This window comes from Candidatus Aminicenantes bacterium (assembly GCA_026393795.1).
Classification (GTDB): domain Bacteria; phylum Acidobacteriota; class Aminicenantia; order UBA2199; family UBA2199; genus UBA2199.
The window spans coordinates 1-17,791 of record JAPKZL010000089.1 but is presented as its reverse complement, the minus strand read 5'-3'; the positions used below and the strand labels follow the sequence as shown (position 1 = coordinate 17,791).

Genomic DNA, 17,791 nt, shown 5'->3' with positions numbered 1-17,791 from the left:
CAGGATCAGCTTGCGCGAGGCGCTGTAATAGATCTGGCCGGGGACGGTGTACAGGTGAAAACGGACCTTGTAGTCCTTGATCATACCCAGGTCGAGGGGAAAGAAATCGAAGAAGAGCGTCCGCTCGGTCTCCGTGGCCAGGCTGACCAGCTTGCCCTTGTTGTCGCTGCGGACCTTTTCGTAGATATATTTGATATTCGTCGTCTTGCCGCTTAACCCGGGACCGTAATAGACAATTTTAAAGTTGATTTCCCTGGTTGAGTAATTTAGAAAGGACAATTTTCAATCTCCAAAAATGCGGTCGATATCTTCGTCGGAGACCCCTTCAAAGGGAGATCCGCCAGGCATCTTGTCGCTGGCTTTCAGTTTCTTGTAGATGATCTGGAACACCTTGGTCAATTGCTCCAGGGCGCTGCGGACGCGGAAACGCACCAATCCCAGGTTGGAGGTGTTATCGAAAATGACCACCAGCATGGTGCGGTCGTTGATCAGGGCGATGTTCAGGCTCTGCTTGCTCGATTCGTTGAGCACCGTCGAGAAGCTGTCGATTTTCAGCATCTGGGCGATGCTGTTGATGGCGGCGACGCTGCCGGCGATCAGCGAGGAGATGGAATTCAGGTTGATATCGTCCATTTCCCCGGTCGAGGCGATGCAATGGCCCTCCGAATCGGTGATGAAAACGACTTTGGCGCTGGTATTTATCTTCAGTTTCTGCAGGATCTCTTTGATTAATGTATATTCCTCATTGTAAATAATAAAGTTTTCTTGCATTTTTTATTTTCCCTTATGACTCCCTGACCAAACGGCATGTTTCTTCATTCCTCCGATTATACCACCGGCATTCGGCAAATACCATCGACATCCGTTCACCTTACCTCCTACTTGACTGGCAGCCGGCCTTCAATGGCCTTGGCAATCGTCACTTCGTCGGCATAATCGAGGTCCGCCCCCACGGGCAAACCCAAGGCGATCCGTGAAATCGTAATTTTATACTGGCGGAGAATTTCTGTCAAATAATGGGCCGTGGCGCTGCCCTCGGTGGTCGGGCTGGTGGCGAGGATGACCTCGCGAAAAGCGCCCTTGCCGATACGGTCGAGCAGGCCGGCAATCCGTAACTCGTCGGGGCCGATGCCCCGGATCGGCGACAGGTTGCCAAGCAATACATGATAGTAGCCGTGAAACAAGCCGGTCTTCTCGATGGAATAGATATTGAAGGGCTCCTCGACCACGCAGATTGTTTCCTTGTCGCGGTCGGGGTTGGAACAGATTTCGCAGGGATTGACGGCGCTGATATTGTTGCAGATGGAGCAATAAACGATTTTTTCACGGGCCTGGACGATGGCCTCGGCCAGGGCCAGGGCATTTTTCCTGTCGGTGCGGAAAAGATGAAAAGCGATGCGCTGGGCCGTTTTGCGGCCGATGCCGGGAATTTTTTTCAGCTCTTCGATCAGTTGCGCCAGCGGCGGGGTGTAAGCGATCATGGTTCAACCCATGCGCGTCAGCGAGCGACGGCGGCGTTCACAGGGCGCCGAAGGGGAAACCGCCGGGCAGGCCGCCGCCCATTCCGCCCAGGCCGCTCTTCAGCTTTTCCTCGACCTGGCCTTGCGCATCGTTGATGGCCGCCACGATCAGGTCCTGCAGCATGTCGATGTCGGCACGATCGACCGCCTCCGGGGCGATGCGCAGGGACTGCACCCGCTTGTGTCCGTCCATTTTGACGCTTACCATGCCGCCGCCGGAGCTTCCCTCGACGGCCACGGCGTCCATCTGTTCCTCCATTTGCTTGGCCATGTTCTGGGCCATGCTCAGCATCTGGTTGATGTTGGGAATCTTAGGCATCACTGCCTCCCTTGATGCTCTCAACGGAAATCACGTTGCCCTTGATCTTGTCCTTGAGGCTTTTTATTTTTTTGTCGTTTTTCAATTCCTGGACGAGCGTGCTCTCGCTCTTATCAGATTTGAGCTCCTGGAGGCAAATTTCCACCCCCATCGGCTTCCCGGCCAGCTGCCCGGCCAGTTGCTGCAGATAAGCCTTGTTTTCTTTCATCATTTTCCAGGCATTTTCAAGATTGGCCGCCACCTGGATCAGCAGCACGTCATTCTGCAACTGCAGCGCCGAAGCGCTCAAAACCGAGGCCAGGCGGGGTTTTTCCGCTTCGATGCGCGCTTTCAGGGCGATGATCAGGTCTCCGCCCGTCACGGCGGCCGCCGCTGCGCCTGCCACCGGCTCGCCGGCCGGTGCCGCCTGGGCCGGAGGGGCAGCGTCGACGGCCGCTGGGCTGGGCCGCCCCTCCTTGATCTTAGCCAGATATTCTTCGATATTGACCAGGGCCGAGAAATAGCTCAGCTTCAGGAACATGTACTCCAGGATGATGGAGGGATTCTCCGTGTAGCGCATGGTCTGTTCCAATTCCTTGACGGCGTTGAAGAAACGCAGCAATTCCACCTCGTTGACCTGCTTGATGATCTCCTTGATCTCACTGACGTTTTCCGGATTCAGGTTGTGCAGCCGTTCCGCCTCGGGGATCGATTTGATCACGATCAGGTCGCGGATAAAACGCAGGTATTCGCCGTAGAAGAAGCGCAGGTCGGTGCCGCGCTCGATCAATTCGTTGATACGCTCGATGATCCCCTTGCGGTCCCGGGAAAAAACGTGCCGGGTCAGGGTGATGAAAGTTTGCTCGTCGATGATGCCCAGGATGGCCACCACATCGTCGTCCTTGACATCGCCGCTGGAAATGGCAATCGCCTGGTCGAGGATCTTTTTGGCGTCACGCAGGCTGCCCTCGGCCGATCGCGAGATCAGATAAAGGGCGTAATCGGATATCTTGATCGCTTCCTTCTGGCAGATGCCCTTGAGCACCCCCTTGATGACCTCGAAGGGGATGCGCTTGAACTCGAAATGCTGGCAGCGCGAGACGATGGTGGCCGGGATCTTGTGAAAGTCGGTCGTGGCCATGATGAAGATGGTGTGCTCGGGCGGCTCTTCGATGGTCTTGAGCAGAGCGTTCCAGGCCGCGTTGGAGAGCATGTGCACCTCGTCGATGACCACGATACGGAAGCGGTTCTTCAGGGGCTTGTACTTGACCGTCTCGCGCAGGCTGCGCACCTCGTTGACCCCGTTGTTGGAGGCGCCGTCGATCTCCATATAATCGGTGGAGTTGCCGTCGGTGATCTCGGCGCAGGTCCGGCACTGGTTGCAGGGTTCGCTGGCCGGTCCGTGCTCGCAGTTCAGCGCCTTGGCCAGGATGCGGGCCGTCGACGTCTTGCCGACGCCCTTCATGCCGGAAAAGATCAGCGCCTGGTAGACCTTGTTGATGGTGATGGCGTTCTGCAGGGTCTTGCAGATGCTGGCTTGGCCGATCAGGTCGGCGAATTTTTGCGGCCGGTATTTCCTGGCTAATGCGAGGTACATGGTTTTATTCCATTCATCAAAGGCTCAGGAAATCCCGGACACCTGCGACATTCTACTTATTGCTGCTACCTTTCGGTCCTGACAAGGTTCATAGGTTCGCACCGCCAGGCTCCTGAGCCTTTTTTCCGCTTTTAACGGGGCTTTGTGGCCCCGTGGGACAGGCATCAACGGAGAGGGTGGGATTCGAACCCACGGTACCGTTTCCAGTACACACGCTTTCCAAGCGTGCTCCTTAAACCGCTCGGACACCTCTCCAATCGAAAATCCATTTTATAATTGTTTTGCCCAAAAAGCAAGAGCCAAACCGAACTATCGCAGCCAGCAACATGTCGTGACCGCCCGTCCTCGGGAGGGGAAAAAACTAAAAATCGATCTTCATGCCGAGGAAAACCAGGGAATCGCTCTTGAACATCCCGAACTTGGTTTCGGCCGCGTCACCGGCGAGCAGCCAGAATCCGCCCAACTGCGCGACCACGGCGTCGGCGATGCGGAACTCCGCCTCCGGGAGCAGCGCGAAGGCCGTCCCGGCCGCGTTCATCTCCAATAGGCCGCTGGCCTTCAGCTTGAGCTTTTCATTCCCCGATTTGTATTCCAGGCGTCCGAACAGGTAGTCGGCCAGCGCGCCGAAAAACCTCCCCTGCCCCAGCCCGAGATACTTTTCGGCATCGGCGCTGAAGGCGAACTCGTCGAAGAAGCCGTGCAAAAACTGCAGGTTGGCGTAGAAGCCGCCGCCGAAATTGTAGTCCAGTCCCATCACGTACTTCCAATAATTCTTTTCAAGCAACCGGAAGCTGTTCTCGATGACGACGGGCTGCCCGGCAATGACCAGCGGGACGCGCAAGCTGCCGGTGACGTTCTCCGGCGCGACCAGCGCCGCCTCGCCCCAGAAGCCGATCCCCTTGAACTCGCCGGCGCAGTCGAACCCGGCCACCTGCAAACGGGGGTAGTAGAAGGTGCCCGTCGCCGGCGGGCAAAGATCGAGCCCCTTGAGCACCGGCAGGGAGGAATTGCCGTTATAAAAAGAGAGGGCGAAATCGATGTTCCAGACCGTCCTGGACAGCCGCACACCGAAGGCGGTCTGCTCCAGTCCTTGCCCCCAGTATTTCTGCGCGCTGATGTTCTCCAGGCCGCTCAGCTTGGCCAGTGTGGTCCCGTAGCCGAATGGGAACGGCGAGAGCGGGTTCTGCAACAGCCAGACCAGCTGGAGCTTGCCGTTGTTGCCCAGGTAGTATTCCAGGTTCACCGCCGTCTGCGGCCGGCGCTCGGCGAAATAATCGGGGTCAAAGGTGAAAAAATTGGCGAAATCGACCGGGTTCAGGTTGTCGACCACGTTCATCTTGTCGGCCGTTCCCCATTGGATGCGCTGCTTGCCGAAGGTCAGGTCGAGGTGCGGCAGGAGGAAATCGACCACCTTGACGCTTGCCTCGTAGAGGTTCAGCTCGAAATACTCGCTGCTCAGTGCCGAGCCCAGGATGCCGGCCTCGGGAAAGTTGCCGCCGCTGAGCAGGTCACCAGGATAGGCGTAGGCGTCGAAACGCGCCTGGTATGAGACGCGATCGGAGAGGTCGCCGGCGAACTTCAACCGCAGCTCCAGGCGCTTGCTGGCGAAATCAAGGGCCCCGTGACTGAAGAATTGCCCCTTGGGGTTGTCATCCAGGAATGCCGAGGCGAAGAGCTTGACCCGCCCCGAAAAATCGATCTTGGCCGTTGCCGGCAGCAGCGCGGCGGCCAGCAACAGCCCAGACAGAACATAGGTGATGCGTTTCATACGGATACCCTCCTTTCGCTCAGCTCCCCCTTTTTTTAAGGAAGCGCTCGGAAAAGATCTCGCTATTGAGCCCCTGGTCGGCCTTGATGTTCTTCATTTCCAGAACTGTCGACGTCTTTTTTTTGACGTTGGTCATCTTGATGCTCGCCATGACCCGATACTTCCCCACTGCTTGCGAGGTCTCCTCGGCCACCTTGCCCAGGCTCCCCGCTGCGTCGTACAGCTCCATGCGCGCGGGCATGGTGCTGGCCTTGCTGACGGTCAGGACGATGCGCGCGTACGGCTTGTCGGCGTCCGCTTTGCGCAGCAGCTCCAACTGCCACTCCGTTTCGCTCTCCTTGAGCATTTTCGGGTCATAGTATTTGCTAAGGGCCGACGTTCCCATGTCCTCGTAGGAAAAGTCGGAACCCATGAAGGGATCCTTCTTGTTCGACGAGGCAATGCGCCGGGTGCGGTGGAACTCGGGGAGATAAATGTACATGGAATCCTCATCCAGCACCAGGAAGCCGATGTCCTTGACGTCGGCCGGACTGAGGAACTTGAGCACGCGCAGGTCATCCTTGCCGACGACGGTGCGGGTCCAGGCGCGGATCTCGCGCACGCGGACGCTGTTCCCTTCCTGGATGGTCATGACCATGTCAGACTCCAGGTCGCGCGGGGCGTTGACGCCTCTGGTATTTTCCTCCATGGCTTTCAGCACCGCCGCTGCGTCTGCAGCAGGAAGAAGAACTGCCAGAAGCAGGGCGGGGACAAGAAGCCAGATGATCTTTTTGAAATTTTTCATGGTTTCCTCCGTTTATTTTTTAATTTTCGGGTTGAAATACAGCAGGGAGGCCGGGAGCAGCGTCAGCGCCGCCAACGCGGCCAGGAACATCGAGCAGACCATGGCCCAGGCGAAGTTGCGCAAGGGAATCAGCGAGGAGAGAAGCAGCACGGCGAAACCGGCCATGACCGACAGGGCGTTGGTCAGGATGGCCTTGCCCTTGTCCAGGAAAGCGCGGCGGATCGCCTCGTCGGCCGGATAGCCGGCGTCGCGCTCACCGATGTAGCCGTGGATGAAATGGATGGCGTAGTCGATGCCCACACCGATGGAGACGCCGCCGATCATCATGGTGGCGTAGTCCAGGGGAACGCCGATGAGCGCCAGCAGCCCGAACATCACCACGCTGGTGAAGATGACGGGCAGGGTGGAGATGATTCCCAGCGGCAAGCTGCGGCGCATGAGCGTCATCAGCACCAGGGTGAGGATATAGCACAGCAGGATCGACTGCAGCAGCGAAGTGAAAAGGAAATGGTCCATCTTGCTCAGCAGCAGCGGGTAGCCGGTCTGGTCGAGGCGCCGGACCGGCACTTTCGTCCCTGGCAGAGAAGACAACCCGCTGGGCAGGACAACGAGGCCGCCAACCAAATCATAAAGGATCGACCGCGCCTTCTTCTCGAAGTTGGGGTCGGAGGTGGCGAACAGCGGCGCCAGGTTTTGCCACAACGTATCCACCCGCTGCATCTGGCCAACCTCATCTACTTTGTAAAGCACAGTCTCGGCCAGATCGTCGGCGACCTGGGCGTCATAGATGCCGCCTGGCAGCCATCCCGGCATGAGCTCCAGCAGCTTCTCCTTGCCGGGGCCAGTCTCAAGCGCGGCCATGAGTGCGGCCATGAAGCGCTGCTTCTGGACGGGTGAAAGCTCGAATTCGAAATCGTGAGCGTCAATATAATCCCAAAGCACGGCGCGAGAGGCCTCGCGGATAGCCGCGAACGGCAGTTCCCGCCATTCATCGTCGCGCGCCAGGACACTTTCGATCGCAGCGCGGCCGGCATGGCCGGGGACATAGCGCTGCGCCAGCCAGGCGAGCTCCTGGCTTAAGCAGGCGGCCTGGGCGGCGTGCAATTCCTTTTGCTGCTCGGGCGCCAGGGCGCGCCGTTCGTAGCTGACGTATCCATTTTGCAATTCATGGTCGAGGAAATTCTTGGTTTTCCGGTACAGCTCCTTGTTGAAGGCGGTGAACGGGTTGGACATCTTGGCGAAGATCACCGCCTCGCGGTCGTCGGCGCTCAGGAGCTGGTTCAACTCGTCGCGGCCTTCGACGAAGAACCACAAATTGCCCACGGCGTTGCTGCGGTCCGGGATGGCGTAGCGGTCGTTCAGCTGCCAGTTCATCTCCTGGATGAAATCGGTGATGGCGAACGGCTGGCTGGTCCCGGGCAGGGAGTACATGAAATTCTGCAAACGGCGCAATACCCTGAGGTTTTCCGGCGAGCGAACCCGGTCGGTCGTCATGGAAATGGACAGCGGGTAAGCGCCGTCGAAATGGGCGTTGGCCGCCTCCAGTGAACGGCGCGGCAGCGAGGAGGAGGGATAGAACTTGGCGAACGACACCTCCTGCTTAAGCAGGGTCAGGGCGAAGGCGAAGCCGACGGTCGCCGCCAGGCAGGCCCACAGCAGCAAGCGGCGGTGGTGGATGACATAATCGCCCCAACGAGAGAGGACCTTGACCAAGCTGTGTTCCTCGCGCTCGCGCTGCATGCGGCTGAAATTGGTGAAGGTGGCCAGGGCCGGCACCAGCGCCAGGGCGACGACCATGGCCATGAGCAGCCCGATCGCGGTGAACAGGCCGAATTCGGCGATCAAGCCCAAGCGTGCGCCATTGAAGGTCAAAAAACCGATGATGTCGGTGACGCCGGCCAAAAACAGCGGCACGAAGATGATGCGCGTGCCCAGAATGATGCTCTCATTTTTGTTCGGCTGGCCGTCGCCCACCTGGATGATCAGCCGGTTGAGCACGTGGATGCCGTAGGCCGAACCCAGGGCGATGATCACCACCGGCACCACTGGCGAGACGATGGTCAGCGGGCTGCCCAGGAAGCCGATCAACCCGAAGAGCCAGATTGTCGAGACGACGACAACCAGCATCGGGAAAACGACCCCCTGCCAGGAGCGGAAGCTGAAGAAGAGGATGCCCAGGATCAGGAGCAGGGCGACCGGCACCAGAGTGGCCAGGTCGCGGCCGACGAACTGGTTGATGAAATAGGTTTCGGCCGGCATGCCGGTGAAGAAGCACTCGCCTTCGCCGGCGAAAGCCTTCCTGCTCTCGGGAATGACGGTGTCGGCAACCACCTTGATCTGGTCGCTGTCGGAGGCGATGTAGGCCGAAAGGGCCAGCCACTTCCCGTCCCCCGAGACGACCCGGTTGCGAAAAATGTCCTTGCTCAGGACCTTATGGCGCAGTTCGTTCATTTTTTGAGAGGTGTCCGGGATCCGATCCAGCAGGTTGGCCACCTCGATGCCGCCGGGGATCTTGCGGATGTCGGCGGCGTTGCCCATCGAGGTCACCATGGCGATGCCCGGGGTCTCCTTCAGCCGTTCGGTCAGGTCCTTCACCTTCTGCAGGAAACCGGCCCGGAAGACCCCGTTGTTCGGCTTGACCAGGATGAGGACCATGTTGTTGACCGAGAATTTCTCCGAAACCTCGATATGGCGGGCGATCTGCGGATCGTCCTTGGGCAGCCAGTCCATCAGCCGGTTCGAGAAATACAGCCGGCGCATGCCCCCCAGCGCCACCACGGTCAGGACGATGCTGAGCCCGATCACCCAGGCGCGGTGGCACACCACCCAGCGCGACCAACGTTCGATCATTGGACAACCTCCTTCTCCAGCAACAATGATTTCATGAACTCCGCGAATAAAGGCTTGGATATATCATGCAGGCTTTGCGTGCGCTCTTCGAACACATTCCACAAGGTGAACGACGTGTGGACCATGCCCAGATAGATGATGGCCGAAATCTCGTTATTCACGTCTGGCTTGAAGATCTTTTGCTTCTTGCCGGCGCGAATCATCTCCTCCAGTCGATCCTTGAGATTCCAGGTGATCGATTTGAACTTTTCGAACAACTCCTTGTCCTCGTTATACAAAGCGTCGCTGAATAGGATGCGGTAGATGCCGGGGAAATCCTCAAGATAGGCAATGACAAAATGAAACCATTCGCGCAATTTTTCTTCCGGGCCGAGAGCTCGGGCTTCCATTTCCTTGAATTTGTCATTGACCTGCATTTCGGCGATTTCCAGCAAGCGGTGAAAAATCTCGTTTTTTGAATTGAAGTGCTTGTAGAGTGCCCCCTCCACGACGCCGACTTCAAGGGCGATGCGCTTGGTGGTCACGCCGGCGACGCCAACGCGGTCCACCAGTTTAAGGACGGCGGTGACGATATCCAGTTTTCTTTTTTCTAGGAACGAGTCAAACCTTTTTTTCATGCAAACTCCAAATAGTGAACATTCACTCACCTTTATTATAATTGTGATTTTGCCGTTGTCAATAGCCGAATCTTTTTTTATTCCTTGTCCAGGGAAAACAATTGCAGCAAGAAGCGCTCCAGCCTGTAGCCGGCCTTCGCGGCCAGGACCGGCAGGAAATTCATGACGTTCACTATTTCGCTCGCCGAATCGCTCCCGACCGCGCTGACATTCTTCCCGCTCCGCTTCAGGTCCCACATGATGAGCATCGTCAGCCAGGAGTTGAAATTGGCGAACGCTTCCTGGTTAAAGTATTCTGCATTCTGGTAGCGGTGCAGCTGCAGCAACCAGCGCACGTCTTCATCGCGGACCAGAGTTTCCATCAGCCTGCCGGTGGCAGCGGCGATCCCCTCCCCGCCTCGCAGCACATCGTTGCCGTAGGCGGCGATCGCGCTTTTAAAGCTGTAGGCCATGCGGATCATCCAGCGCGCATTCTCGCCGGCGCTGGCCGAGAAATTCCAGCCGAGCAGGATATCGTCCAAAACCCTGTCCAGCATCCATTCGCCTGCCAAGGCGCGTCGATCCGCCGGCTGGTCGCTTTCCACGCCGGTCAGGACCCGCAATAGCAGCACCAGCTCAAAAAGCCGTTCCATTTCCGGCCTTGCCTGAAAATACTCTTGCAGGTACTGCTCCGCCATCGCATCCGTGCCCGCCCGACGCTGCGGGCGGCCGGGTTGAGCGCCCAGAAGCGCTCTCCATATCAGCAGCTCTTCAAGGATTTTTTCCGCCGCTTTGGGGTCGCCTTTCCCTTCCCGGCCGACTTCACCGGCCAGCGAGGACAATCGGCCTATTTTTTCCTCGAGTTCCTGCCACAATGCGTTTTCCCGCATGCTTCCAGCACGGTCGTTAAAAATCTCTTCTTGCCGGGACAGGAAATCGGGATGAAATAGCTCGCGCCAGGCCTGATGGAACGGCCGCAAGTTCATTTCCCGGCCCGACCTCTCCAGGCTGTCGGTGCCGCGCCCTTGCAGGTAATCGGCCAGCCGGGCAAGGTTGTTGCCGGCATCGTCGGCCATCTCCCTGAAATCGACGAATACATGGGTTTGATACGAGCGCAATTCGAGGGCCAACCCCTCGGCATGCAGTTGGCGGCAATTGCGGATGTACTTCAACTGGCTGACCAGGTCGCGGAAAACCACGAACTGGTTCTGTCCTTCCGGCAGACTCAACCCCTGGGCGACGCTTTTCTGCACCAGCGAGCGTTTGCCGGAATTCTCCATTTCCTGGACGAATGCCGCCGACATGCGGATGGTTCCGGCCGTCTGCCCGAAGCAGTTGTGATAAACGACCAGGCCGCGCTCGCCCTGGTGGCGATTGGAGAACGCGATCACGTTTTCGTCCACCGTGCCGCCGGCGGTGAAAAAATCGTACAGCAGGAAATGGCTCATCCCGGAAAACAGCGGTCTTTTCTGCAGCAGGGGAAAAATCTGCTGCTCGTGGCGGCGGATCAGATCCCGGTTCGGGCGCTCGTCGCGGTAGGCTTTGCGATACTCCATGCCGTACTTTTCGGCGAAACCCTCGATCTGGCCATGGCCGAACATGGGCAGCCCGGGCAGGGTGGCCAGCAGGGTGCAGGCCCCGAAATACTTGTCGCCGTTTCCGAACTGGGCCAGCGCCGTTTCCTCGTCGGGATTGTTCATGAAATTGACGAAACGCTTGAGTATCTCCGGGTTGAATTCCAGAACGTTCTTCAACGACGTGCGGAACTTGCCGTTGTCCTCGTCCTTGAGAAAGTGCATGAAGGCACTGTTGTAGACCCGGTGCATGCCGAGGCTGCGCACGAAATAAGATTCCATCAGCCAGAACGCTTCGGCCAGCAGCAGGGTGTCCGGGACCTCGCGGGCCACCCGGTCGACAACCTCGCGCCAAAATTCGTTCGGCATGCTGCGATCGAACTGCTCCTGGGTCATGCCCTGCCCCGAGCGGGAGGGAATGTCGCCGCCGCTGCCGGGCAGCGGGTACCAGAGCCGCTGGTAATGACGCCGGGTCAGGGTCATGGCGGCATCGAAACGGATGATGGGGAATTTTCGCGCCACGGCCAGTATGGTCTGCATGACCGTTTCACGCACCTTGTGGTGCAGGTAGTTCAATTGCGCCGTATCGTTCCAGGGCATGCGCGTCCCGTCGTTGCCGTGGTAAATGTAGTGCGCCGTCCCGCTCCGGCGCTCGACCCATTTGAACACCACGGCCGCGTCACTGCGATCGTAATAATGATCTTCAAGGTATATGGCCACGCGCGGGTCGCTGGAAATGTCCTCGCCGCTGAAGGAATAGCTCGGAAAAGGGCTTTGTTCCAGGGAGACAAACCACTCCGGATGTTCGCACACCCAGGGCGAGTCGATGCCCATGTGGTTGGGGACCATGTCGGTCGCCAGCCGGATGCCCCTAGCCGCGGCCCGGGCTTTCAGGTTCTGCAGGGCGGCCTCTCCCCCCAGGTCGGCGGCGACCTCGTAGCGGAAGAGCGAGTAGGCCGAGGCCAGGGCTTCGGGGTTGCCACATTTCTGCTTGATGCGGCGCGAGGCCGGGCTGCGCTCCCAGATGCCGATCAGCCAGAGGCCGTTGAAGCCCCAGCGGGCGAGCGTATCCAATTCTTCATCCGGGATCCCGTCCAGACTGGTGATGGGCCGACCGTACTTCTTGCCCAGCTGATCGAGCCAGACATAAACCGACTTGGCCATCAGCACCAGGTTGGGCATCCAATCGCGGTCAACGGAAAACCGTTCGCTCTCCCCGTGGTCCGGTCCCTGATCGCCGGCGCTGAACACCGTGGCTGGGCCCGGCCCCGGGAGAAAGGTCTTTTCCTCCTCGCGCATCACATCGAGGTTGGCCAGGAAACGCGCCGAAAATTTGCCCAGCAGCAGCCCCCATTTTTCCTGCATGTAGCGCAATTGCCCGGAAAGCGAATCGGGATAGGCCAGGGCCGGGCTGCTCAGCATGTCGACCAGCTTCTGCTTGTCGGGGCCGAAGGGCGGCTGGCGCTGGAAGAACTCGTCCTGGATGGCAAGAACATGGTTATAGGCCGTGTCCCTTTTCAGGGTGCTGTCGTCAAACAACTCCCGGAACGGGGCGAAGGCCGGGTTGACGTTCGCCAGCCAGAGCAGGAGCATCTCTTCGAGCACGATCTCGCGGTGCTCGGTGCTGTGGCTGGTACTCAGCAGGTATTCCTGGGCCTGCACAAGCTCCGAATAGACGGGAAGGGCCGGGAAATCCTCGCAAAAACGGAGCAGCGTTTTTTTGAGCGCGGCGCTGCCGACCTCCTTGTCCATCTCCAGCAACGCCTTCTTGAAAACCTGCGGCTGGACCTGTTCGATGTAAAGCCCGACCACGAAATGGAGGATCTCGTCGATCAGCCCCATGGCGTTCAACGATCCGGCTTTAATTACTTTTTCCGGAACATGGAGGGCCAGTCTTTTTTCATTCAAGCGCTGCGCAAACATCCGCGTGGCGGTGAAATCGGGCAGAATGACGTTACCGTGCAGGGTGAAGAAAGCCTGGTTGAAATGGTACAGGTTGCGGCAGGCGCGCGAAATATGGAATTCCCGCGCCGGGCCGCGGCCGGCGGCGGCCGACCCCTGCATTTTCAGCAGGCTAACGCGCAAACCGGCAGGCAGCCGGTGGCGGGATTCACGGTTCATTGACCTGGCCATGGGCTGGATGAAGCGCCGGGCAGCCGCCCGAAACGGCCATCAGGAAGGGCCGGCCCCCGAGTTACCCACCGGGTCGAAATCGACTTCGCGGACCTTTTTGATGTCGCGGCGCATCTCCACATGGGTGCGGATCTCGTCCATGAGTTGCCTGGCCGAACGGATGGCCCTCATGATGATCTGCGGCGTGGTATGGTCGGACGTCATGATGACAATGTTGCCCATATGTAAAAAACGGTAAAAGAAAGGCTCCTTCAGGGAGTAATCCTTGACGCGGTAGAGCTCCATGGTATTGGTCTGCTTGGAGAATATCCCGGTGGTGATCTTTATCCGTTCGCTGGTGATCTCGTAGCGGACGGCCTTGATCAGCAGCATCCTGGCCAGGGCGAAGGCCAGGGGGGAAAGTAGGATCACGAAAGCCGGGGCCAGGGCCATTGTCCCCATTTTCGCCAGCGGCTGCCAGAACTGGATCAAGAGCACCAGCAGCAGGGCGAAGATGATGCCGCTGACTATGAATACTCCCAGGTTGAGCAGCTGTGAAGAAGTTCCCGACCAAACCGTTTTTTCCTCCATGCCTTGACCTCCGCGATTAAGTTGCAACAATATTAAACGCTTATCAAGATAACACATTTGGGAAATGAAATAAATAATGTAGGGGTTAGAAACTTTTAACCGCATCTAAAAAAACTCACCCCCGACCCCTCTCTTTCAAAAAGAGAGGGGCAAGGCTGTTACTCCCCTTCTCTTCGCAAGAGAAGGTTCGCATCGCTATGCTGAGTCTTTGCGAAGCATCAAGCGATGCCACACCGCAACGCGGGGGGTTGGGGGATGAGTTTCGAACAGAGCTCAGGCAAACAAGTCAAGTTTTTATAGCGGCCGGAACAGGTTTCCAGAAGAAAAACAACAGCAGGGCCAGAAAAGCCATCGCCGCTCCGAAATAAAATGGGGCGGAGGGACAGCACAAACTATCCACCGATCTTGGTGGATAAAGTTTGTCTGTCCCGCGAAAGATCTGGCTTCCAGAAGACAAACAACAACAAGGCAAGGAAAGCCATAGTAGCGCCGAAATAAAATGGCGCCGCGGGACCGAATCCCTTCCAGACGCCCACCCCGCTCCATAGGATGCCGGCGATGAACGAAGCGGGCAGGTCGGTCAGCCCGAGAACGGCGTTGTAGGTGCCGTAGGCCATGCCCCGCGACTCGGCCGGGACCAGGTCGGCAACCAGCGCCTTGGCCGTGCCGTAGCTCAAGCCATAATAGAGGCCATACAAAATATACAAAATGACGATATGAAGTGCCGAGCGCGCCGAGGCCATTCCCAAGTAAGCCAAGCCGTAAATGGCCCAGCCGGCTATGACCACGCGGCGTCGGCCTATCCGGTCCGAACGCTTCCCGGCAAAAAACGAAATCACGGTATAGACGAAATTGAAAGCGATCAGCATGGCAAATATGCCTATGATTGAAAGGCCGCGCTCCTGAGCACGCAAAATGATGAAGGCGTCCGAGGAATTGCCCAGCTCGAAAATTCCAACAATGACGATGAACCAGCGAAAGTCCTTGCCCAGGGACTTGAAGCCGAAGCGGGGCCTCTCGACCACGCCGGCCGGTGCGGTCTCCCGCACCCCCAACCAAAGGACGATGACGGCGACGAAAGCCGGCAGGAGACTGGCCAGGACGATGATGCGGAACGTGCCGGCCAGCAACTCGCTGCTCCCCTTCTGAAAAAACCAGACAATGGCCAGACCGATGACCAGTCCGCTGAAGGCCCCGGCCGTATCGGCGGCGCGGTGGAAGCCGAAAGCGTAGCCGCGCTGGTCGGCGGGGGTGGAATCAGCGACCAGGGCGTCGCGCGGTGCGGTGCGCACTCCCTTGCCGATGCGGTCTCCCCAGCGGGCCGCGGCCACCACGCCCCAGGAATTGGCGAAATAGAACAACGGCTTGAAAAGGGCGGAGATCCCGTAGCCGAGCACAGCCAGCAACTTTCTCTTCCGCAGCCAGTCGGAAAACCACCCGGAAAAAAGCCGCAGGAAGCTGGATGCGGACTCGGCTACTCCTTCGATCAGGCCGATGATGCTCGTTTTTACTCCGAGCACGTTCTTCAGAAAAAGCGGCAGGGTATTGATCACCATTTCGCTCGACACGTCGGTCAGGAAACTCGTGACCGCCACAACCTTGACGTTACGCGGCAATTTTTGTCTATCCTGTTTTTTGTCCATTTTTTTTATTTTAACACAGACAAGGGTTCCATATATACCGGCGGTTCTGGTACAATAAATCGTACATGAAAAAAAATTGGCCCATCATCATCTTTATGGTGTCGGCATGCTGCCTGGCGAACCGGGCGTTATGTTCCTCGCCGGCAGCGCCTGCACCGGAACCGCTGCGCCTAGCGGCGACCATTTTTCCCCTGGCCGACATGGTCCGCCAGGTCGCCGGCCCCGACGCCAGGGTCATCCAGATCCTGCCCGCCGGCGCATCGCCCCACACCTTCGACCTGACCCCCGGCAAGATCAGGGAGCTGCAAAAGGCACGCCTCATATTCAAGATCGGCATCATCGACGACTGGATCGACGGGATCGCCGAAAGCGTACCCGGGGCGGAAATCGTCTCCCTGCAGAGCCGCGTCGTGCTGAAGTCTTTCCCAGCCGATGGCCACGAGCATGAGCGCCGCGACGCATCCCACCCGTTATTCGACCCCCATTACTGGCTCGACCTCAAGAACGGCGCCATCATGACCCAGAGCATCTGCGCCAGACTGGTTGCCCTGGACCCCGGCCGCGCGGCCTTGTACAGGGAGAACAGCCGACGCTACCAGAACGAGCTGCTGCGCCTGGACGCCGAGTTGAAACGGACCTGCGCCGCCCTGAAAAACCGCAAGCTGATCGTCTTCCATGACGGCTGGCGCTATTTTGCCTCGGCCTACGGCTTGGAAATCGTCGCCGTCTTTCAGCCTGCCCCGGGACGCGAACCGACGCCGCGCGACCTGCAGAAGCTATACGCCCTGGCCCGGACCGACAAGATCAAAGTTGTCTTTTCCGAGCCGCAGCTGCCTACCACGACCTTGGAGCCGCTGCTGGAAGATTTGGACTTGCGCTTGCTCAGCCTCGATCCGTTGGGCGGCGCCATTGCCGGCGATTCCTATACCGGGCTGATGCGCCGCAACGTCGAAAGCCTGCTTAGCGCCGACCGCTTGTGAGGGCCGATGGAACCGATCCTGGAAGTCAAGAATTTGTCGGTGCGCTTCGGAAATTTGCCGGCCCTGGAAAAGGTCAGTTTCACCATTGAAAAAGAGGAAATCATCGCCATCATCGGCCCCAACGGTTCGGGAAAAACCACCCTGCTGAAAGCCATTTTGGGGCTGATCCCCTATGATGGTGAAATAAAAATATTCGCCAAGGACGTCCAGCAGGTCCTGCCGCTGCTGGGTTACGTCCCTCAGCATTTCGCCTTTGAAAAGAGCTTCCCACTGACGGTTGAGGAATTCGTCGGCCTCACCTGCCGCAAGCCCGACCAGCTGCCGTTTGGCGGAGTCCTGCCGGCAGCGGGCATGGCCGGGCTGAAGGACAAGCTGGTCGGCGAACTCTCCGGCGGCCAGCTGCAGCGGGTGCTGATCGCCCACGCCATGCTGCACCAGCCGAAGATCCTGTTCCTGGACGAGGCAACCAGCGGCATCGACATCGAAGGGCTGGCCGACTTCTATTCGACCATCCAGCGCCTGAACCGCGAGCACGGCGTGACCGTCCTGATGGTCTCCCACGAAATCAGCATGGTCTACAAGTTCAGCGACCGCATCATCTGCTTGAATCGCGACCTGATCTCGCACGGCGAGACCAAGTCCGCCCTCAACCAGGAGGTGCTGAAAAAACTGTACGGCGACAGTGCCGATTTGAAAACCCACGACCACCACGGATCGCCGTCATGAGCGAACTGCTGCAATTGCCATTCATGCAACGGGCCCTCATCGCCAGCATCGTGCTGGGCGTTCTCCTGGCTTACCTGGGCATATTCGTCACCTTGCGGAAAATGGCGTTTTTCAGCGACGGCATCGCCCACGCGGCGCTGGCCGGGGCGGCCATCGGCCTGCTGACCCGTTTCAGCCCCCTGCTGTCGGCATTGATCTTCAGCATGTTCCTGGCCGCCCTGATCTATTGGCTGGAAAAGAAAAGCAGCCTCGCCAGCGATTCGATCATCGGCATCCTGTTCACCTCGGGCATGGCCCTGGGCATCATCCTGATCAGTTTACGCCGCGGCTATCAACCCGAACTGATCGGCTACCTTTTCGGCAACATCCTGGCCATCCGCCGCCAGGACATGGCTCTGATCGTCCTTATTTCCCTGCTGATCATGGCCTTCATCCTGACCCAGAAGCGCAAGCTGACCCTGCTGGCCCTGGACCGGGAAATGGCCTACATGGCCGGCGTGAATCCCGATCTCTACCAGCTCCTGCTCTACATCATGCTCGCCGCCGCCCTGGTGCTGGGCATCCGCGTTCTGGGCATCATCCTGGTCAGCGCCATCCTGATCATCCCGGTTTCCAGCGCCCGCCTGCTGAGCCGCTCGTTCCGCTCGCTGGTGCTGTGGACGGTGCTGACGGCCGAAGGGGTCATGATCGGCGGGCTGCTCATCTCCTATTACCTCAACCTGCCCAGCGGCGCCGTCATCGTCCTGACCGGC

Annotated in this window: 15 protein-coding genes, 1 tRNA gene and 1 other RNA gene; 3 read left to right on the top strand and 14 right to left on the bottom strand. The window is 58.6% G+C overall.

Features of this window, described 5'->3' with window-relative positions:
- The 14 genes from NTW95_04485 to NTW95_04420 all read right to left on the bottom strand — a co-directional run.
- Positions 1 to 279 (bottom strand): gliding-motility protein MglA (locus tag NTW95_04485; protein ID MCX6556676.1); only part of this gene is annotated, 279 nt, incomplete at its 3' end.
- Positions 280 to 282: 3 nt separating this feature from the next.
- Complete coding sequence (locus NTW95_04480) at positions 283 to 771, bottom strand: roadblock/LC7 domain-containing protein (protein ID MCX6556675.1); 489 nt, start codon at positions 769 to 771, stop codon at positions 283 to 285.
- 107 nt (positions 772 to 878) lie between these two features.
- A complete protein-coding gene (recR, locus tag NTW95_04475; GenBank protein MCX6556674.1) occupies positions 879 to 1,481 on the bottom strand; it encodes a recombination mediator RecR in 603 nt (200 codons plus the stop codon).
- Between the two features lie 37 nt (positions 1,482 to 1,518).
- Positions 1,519 to 1,839: a YbaB/EbfC family nucleoid-associated protein gene (locus NTW95_04470; protein ID MCX6556673.1), complete on the bottom strand. Its 321-nt coding sequence runs from the start codon at positions 1,837 to 1,839 to the stop codon at positions 1,519 to 1,521.
- Positions 1,832 to 3,415: a DNA polymerase III subunit gamma/tau gene (gene dnaX, locus NTW95_04465; GenBank protein MCX6556672.1), complete on the bottom strand. Its 1,584-nt coding sequence runs from the start codon at positions 3,413 to 3,415 to the stop codon at positions 1,832 to 1,834. The genes NTW95_04470 and dnaX overlap by 8 nt, the downstream gene beginning before the upstream one ends.
- Before the next feature lie 19 nt (positions 3,416 to 3,434).
- An RNA gene (ffs, locus tag NTW95_04460) (signal recognition particle sRNA small type) lies at positions 3,435 to 3,533 on the bottom strand.
- Between the two features lie 50 nt (positions 3,534 to 3,583).
- Positions 3,584 to 3,670 (bottom strand) — tRNA-Ser (locus tag NTW95_04455).
- 106 nt (positions 3,671 to 3,776) lie between these two features.
- Positions 3,777 to 5,183, bottom strand: coding sequence for a hypothetical protein (locus tag NTW95_04450; protein ID MCX6556671.1), 1,407 nt, complete (start codon positions 5,181 to 5,183; stop codon positions 3,777 to 3,779).
- A gap of 19 nt (positions 5,184 to 5,202) precedes the next feature.
- The gene (locus NTW95_04445) at positions 5,203 to 5,967 is read right to left on the bottom strand and encodes an outer membrane lipoprotein-sorting protein (protein MCX6556670.1); all 765 of its coding nucleotides are present in this window, start codon (positions 5,965 to 5,967) and stop codon (positions 5,203 to 5,205) included.
- A 12-nt stretch (positions 5,968 to 5,979) separates the two neighbouring features.
- Positions 5,980 to 8,817 carry an MMPL family transporter gene (locus tag NTW95_04440; protein ID MCX6556669.1) on the bottom strand — a complete coding sequence of 946 codons (2,838 nt, stop codon included), beginning with the start codon at positions 8,815 to 8,817 and terminating at the stop codon, positions 5,980 to 5,982.
- Positions 8,814 to 9,434, bottom strand: coding sequence for a TetR/AcrR family transcriptional regulator (locus NTW95_04435; protein MCX6556668.1), 621 nt, complete (start codon positions 9,432 to 9,434; stop codon positions 8,814 to 8,816). The genes NTW95_04440 and NTW95_04435 overlap by 4 nt, the downstream gene beginning before the upstream one ends.
- A 77-nt stretch (positions 9,435 to 9,511) precedes the next feature.
- On the bottom strand, positions 9,512 to 13,108 hold the full coding sequence (locus NTW95_04430) for an alpha-amylase family glycosyl hydrolase (GenBank protein ID MCX6556667.1): 3,597 nt from the start codon (positions 13,106 to 13,108) through the stop codon (positions 9,512 to 9,514).
- A gap of 51 nt (positions 13,109 to 13,159) precedes the next feature.
- The gene (locus tag NTW95_04425) at positions 13,160 to 13,690 is read right to left on the bottom strand and encodes a PH domain-containing protein (GenBank protein MCX6556666.1); all 531 of its coding nucleotides are present in this window, start codon (positions 13,688 to 13,690) and stop codon (positions 13,160 to 13,162) included.
- A 392-nt stretch (positions 13,691 to 14,082) separates the two neighbouring features.
- Positions 14,083 to 15,333, bottom strand: coding sequence for an MFS transporter (locus NTW95_04420; protein ID MCX6556665.1), 1,251 nt, complete (start codon positions 15,331 to 15,333; stop codon positions 14,083 to 14,085).
- A gap of 65 nt (positions 15,334 to 15,398) precedes the next feature.
- On the opposite strand from NTW95_04420, the gene NTW95_04415 reads away from it, so the two are divergent.
- From NTW95_04415 to NTW95_04405, 3 genes are all read left to right on the top strand, one after another.
- A complete protein-coding gene (locus NTW95_04415; protein ID MCX6556664.1) occupies positions 15,399 to 16,313 on the top strand; it encodes a metal ABC transporter substrate-binding protein in 915 nt (304 codons plus the stop codon).
- Positions 16,314 to 16,319: 6 nt separating this feature from the next.
- Positions 16,320 to 17,039 (top strand): metal ABC transporter ATP-binding protein, encoded by a 720-nt coding sequence (locus NTW95_04410; protein MCX6556663.1) that lies wholly within the window; start codon positions 16,320 to 16,322, stop codon positions 17,037 to 17,039.
- On the top strand, positions 17,036 to 17,791 hold a 756-nt coding region (locus tag NTW95_04405), incomplete at its 3' end, for a metal ABC transporter permease (protein MCX6556662.1). The genes NTW95_04410 and NTW95_04405, both read left to right, overlap by 4 nt.